The organism is Nostoc sp. NMS4, assembly GCF_017115095.1.
Classification (GTDB): Bacteria; Cyanobacteriota; Cyanobacteriia; order Cyanobacteriales; family Nostocaceae; genus Nostoc.
Window position 1 is genome coordinate 1 of the sequence record NZ_JABXKI010000381.1, and the last position, 4,030, is coordinate 4,030.

The 4,030-nt window shown below is 40.8% G+C and carries 7 protein-coding genes; 4 read left to right on the top strand and 3 right to left on the bottom strand.

Features of this window, described 5'->3' with window-relative positions; genetic code table 11:
* The first annotated feature begins 173 nt into the window (after positions 1-173).
* Positions 174-500: an ATP-dependent Clp protease adapter ClpS gene (gene clpS / locus HWQ37_RS31700; RefSeq protein ID WP_292754835.1), complete on the top strand. Its 327-nt coding sequence runs from the start codon at positions 174-176 to the stop codon at positions 498-500.
* 9 nt (positions 501-509) lie between these two features.
* Positions 510-830: a DUF2103 domain-containing protein gene (locus HWQ37_RS31705; protein ID WP_292754838.1), complete on the top strand. Its 321-nt coding sequence runs from the start codon at positions 510-512 to the stop codon at positions 828-830.
* A 170-nt stretch (positions 831-1,000) separates the two neighbouring features.
* Here HWQ37_RS31705 and HWQ37_RS31710 read toward each other — a convergent pair whose 3' ends face one another.
* The 3 genes from HWQ37_RS31710 to HWQ37_RS31720 form a co-directional block, all read right to left on the bottom strand.
* Positions 1,001-1,321, bottom strand: a complete 321-nt coding sequence (locus HWQ37_RS31710; RefSeq protein ID WP_292754840.1) for a hypothetical protein — start codon at positions 1,319-1,321, stop codon at positions 1,001-1,003.
* A 328-nt stretch (positions 1,322-1,649) separates the two neighbouring features.
* On the bottom strand, positions 1,650-2,066 hold the full coding sequence (locus HWQ37_RS31715) for a hypothetical protein (RefSeq protein ID WP_292754843.1): 417 nt from the start codon (positions 2,064-2,066) through the stop codon (positions 1,650-1,652).
* Positions 2,063-2,914 carry an FAD-binding domain-containing protein gene (locus HWQ37_RS31720; RefSeq protein ID WP_292754846.1) on the bottom strand — a complete coding sequence of 284 codons (852 nt, stop codon included), beginning with the start codon at positions 2,912-2,914 and terminating at the stop codon, positions 2,063-2,065. The genes HWQ37_RS31715 and HWQ37_RS31720 overlap by 4 nt, the downstream gene beginning before the upstream one ends.
* 95 nt (positions 2,915-3,009) lie before the next feature.
* On the opposite strand from HWQ37_RS31720, the gene bcp reads away from it, so the two are divergent.
* Both bcp and HWQ37_RS31730 read left to right on the top strand, forming a co-directional pair.
* On the top strand, positions 3,010-3,489 hold the full coding sequence (gene bcp / locus HWQ37_RS31725; RefSeq protein ID WP_292754849.1) for a thioredoxin-dependent thiol peroxidase: 480 nt from the start codon (positions 3,010-3,012) through the stop codon (positions 3,487-3,489).
* Between the two features lie 135 nt (positions 3,490-3,624).
* Positions 3,625-3,912, top strand: a complete 288-nt coding sequence (locus tag HWQ37_RS31730; protein WP_465249733.1) for a hypothetical protein — start codon at positions 3,625-3,627, stop codon at positions 3,910-3,912.
* The last annotated feature ends 118 nt before the right edge of the window (positions 3,913-4,030 follow it).

Genomic DNA, 4,030 nt, shown 5'->3' on the forward strand with positions numbered 1-4,030 from the left:
CCATTTGAAATGTCTAAAACCCTTACGTAATGGTAATTACGAATTACGAATTACGAATTACGAATTACGAATTACGAATTACCCCTTGCGGTACTAGTCCCCAATCCGCAGACAATGAACTAAACTAATTACTTGTAGTGTAGTTTTGTAAAATTATCTTGACCAATTGTTTTATGATTATGACACTTTCAGCAGATGTTTACGGGATGTCCACAGCACCAACTATAGCTCCTGAACGGTCTAATCAAGTTATCCGTAAGACTTATCCCAATTACAAAGTGATTGTATTAAACGATGATTTTAATACATTCCAACACGTGTCTGAATGTTTGATGAAATATATTCCGGGGATGAGTGGCGATCGCGCGTGGGAACTGACTAATCAGGTACACTATGAAGGTCAAGCGATCGTCTGGGTCGGGCCCCAAGAACCTGCCGAACTTTATCATCAGCAGCTGCGCCGAGCAGATTTGACAATGGCACCTCTAGAAGCAGCTTAATTAATTATTATGGGCAAACCCCCCGTAGATCCCCTCCGCACGGCTTCACAAAAAGCTGCCAGACTGGTTTGGAATCACTCAACACACCTTTCTGGACTGATCCCAATTTTAGAACGTCTTTGTCAGCAAGACGGTATCCAAACCGTGACACCGGGAGTAATTGGACGGTCAAAAGGTCACTGTCCAAAAATGCAACTGCGTGTCTCAGTACCCATTCGCGGCGGCTATAAAGTCATTGCACGGCAGGGAAAAACGGTACAAGAAGTATTTATTTTAACAACTTTGCTCCAAGATCAACTAGAAACAGCATTAGCGATCGCCATGAGATGATGAGTGCTGAGTGCTGAGTGCTGAGTGCTGAGTGCTGAGTGCTGAGTGCTGAGTTAGGAGTTAGGAGTTAGGAGTTAAAAATTAAGGGTTAGGAGTTTTATTTGTCTCCCTTGTCCTCCTTGTCCTCCTTGTCCTCCTTGTCTCCCTTGTCTCCCTCATCTCCCCAATCCCTATTCCTCAACCCGATGTACTGCAAATTTGTGTAGCGGTAGACTAACAATACAAGAAAAAGTTAAGAAATATGACAGAGCCGTAGTTATTTTCAAAGTCATGATTACAGATTCCCAGCCGGGTAAAACTATTTTTTCTATGCCAAAAGCTACACAGTAAACTAGCCAGTAACTAAAGCTCATTCTAAACAGAATCCGCTCTGTTTCTTCCATATCATTTGTTTGCTGCTTACTGTCCCACAGTAACAACAGCCCAATAATGCAAGCTACAAAAGAAACAGCAACTACAAATTCGTGACCAAATATATTTAACGAATGCATTTGTGTTTATTCCCACATTTTTCAGTTGAAATTCAGTCTAAAGGAATATTCCTTGCAAGGATACAAATTATTTACAAACCTCAATAGATTAGACTTCTGGGATCAATCAACAGTCCTCACCCTCAATTCCTCCCCCAAGCTTGGGCTACGCTGTACACACAAGTCAGATCCAGTTTTATTCCAATACGCAAAAAACGAGAAAGCCCTCATGTAGAGACGCGATTTATCGCGTCTGAAAGACTGACACGTTAGACAGACGCGATTTATCTGACACGTTAGAAAGAAAGACGCGATAAATCGCCGTCTCTACAAAGAATGTACTCGTAAATTATTGCTTAATATGATTTTGAGCCACTTTCCAATAGCGTGAGAACCGCTTCAAGTCAATATAGCCGTCATAGTCAAAAAACGGTTCTACCTCTAACACTTCTACTGCTATAGAACGCTTCATTTGATTACAAATATCATCAAATCGAGGACTAGGACTATTGGCTGTGACAACTAAATTGGCATCATGTTCTTGAGCAAAAGCTAAAATTTCTTGTGCCACATTGCCACGGCGGATAACAACAGGTAACTCTAGCAAACATTCGTAGATAAAAGTCAGACGTTTAAGGCTCAATTGCCATTCCTCTATCAAAGCCTCATCCCAAACCCAGATAGCTGGGGCATCAGGGTATTTTTGTAATGTGGGATTATTTGGACTGAGACAATCTCCATGTACCCAAACAATTGGTTTATTCATTTTTTACCTTTATTTCCATGTTGCCAACTTTGGCTATTAGCTTGTTTGCTAAATTCGCCTTTGGGAAAAAGTCGCTGTTCTAATTCTTCATAGCTGCCTTCAAAATCACAATGACCATAAAGCGGACATTTCTGACAATAAACGCTTTTGGTGTAGCGTTCTAAGTTTTCACGGTTGAAAAAATACGGTTTATGACTAAAAGTGCTAGCAACCCACTGCCATGACATATTATTACTAGCAGGATCTCCATCTAAAAGGTGTTCGAGAAACCATTTGGCTCCAGCTTGCCAACGAATACGCCGCCAATGGACAACATAAGCTGCTAGCCACATTCGTGCATGGTTATGTAAATAGCCAGTTTCTCTCAAATCACGACTGAAACTGTCAATACAAACTCTGTCTGTAGTTCCTTCTCTAATATCTTGCGGCAATTCGGGTGCATATTCGCTCACAGAATAACCAGTTTTGTACTCTTCCTGGTCTTTCCAGATTTCATCTCCCAACTTCATATATAACCTTTGCCAATAGTCGCGCCAACCTAACTCGTTAATTAATTTCGTAGCATCATCTTGGTGCTGTACCTGGTTAAGGACGTAATCTCGAATTTCTCGCAAACTCAAAACCCCATAACGGATGTAAGGTGAAAGTCGCGTCACCGCACCTGTGAAGAAATTACGTGTTTGGGCATAGCGAACTGGGTCGATTTTTTGCAGCGCGGTTTGTGCTGCTTTGCGTCCCCCCACAGTTTCGCTAATGTGTCCGCGTTCTGCTGCACCTGGGAATTGTTCGCGCAGGTAGGCTACCAACTCATCACGGTTGGCAAATTCGCGTTGCATATCTTTAGTCATTGTCAGCAAATATGAATGGATGCGTAAGCATAGCTCAATATATGTACAATTCTAAAACGATGTCTACGACGGGCAACGCCCACACAATCTCCATCATGAGCAACATTCCCCAAATTGGACAACCAGCGCCAGATTTCTCCACCCCTGACCAAAATGGCAATGCAGTCACTCTCGACGACCTCAGCAGTCAATGGGTTGTCCTCTACTTCTACCCCAAAGATGACACACCGGGCTGTACCACCGAAGCGAAAGATTTCACCGAATTGTATCAAGACTTCAGCACACTAGGAGCGAAAATCTTAGGTGTAAGTCCAGATTTGGGTAAGTCCCATTGTAAATTTATCAGCAAACATAACTTGTCAATCAGCCTTTTAAGTGACCCAGAACATCTTTTGATTGAAGCCTACGGCGCTTGGCGATTGAAAAAATTTATGGGAAAAGAATATATGGGTGTTGCTCGCTCAACCTTTCTAATTTCACCTGATAAAATTATTGTCTATGCTTGGCCTAATGTAAAAACAAAAGGTCATGCTCAGGCAGTTTTAACTAAATTGCGGGAATTAGCAGCCACGTAACGCAACCGAATGCTAGAAACTGCTAGCGTGATAATTGAAGTAAGGAATTAGACTTTTTGCAAGTTGAAATAAACATGATTCAAGTCATCCAAGCCCAAAGAGACTAAAGAAATTATTAAAGGTAAAATTGATGTCTTGGTTCTCCAAGATCAGCTATGGTTGCTGATAATTGAATCTAAAAGGTCTAGTTTTTCTTTGGCAAAGGCGATTCCTCAAGCACTGACTTATATGCTGGCAAATCCTCAGCCTGAGCATCCTGCATATTCCTTGGTAATGAATGGAGAAGATTTTCAATTTATAAAGTTGATAAAACAAGATAAACCAATGTATGCTTTATCTGATAGATTCACTTTATATAGACGCGAGAATGAGTTATATAAAGTTTTGAATATATTAAAAACCATCGGTCAAGTTTTAAGTTGATTATCTTTGCTTTTCCTATTTACGTTAATAGTGTCATAATAGTTATATTGCATCTTTTAAACGAATTATGGTTCAATTTATCCAAGCACAAAATGTCGGGCTTGCCTATTTGGAAGAA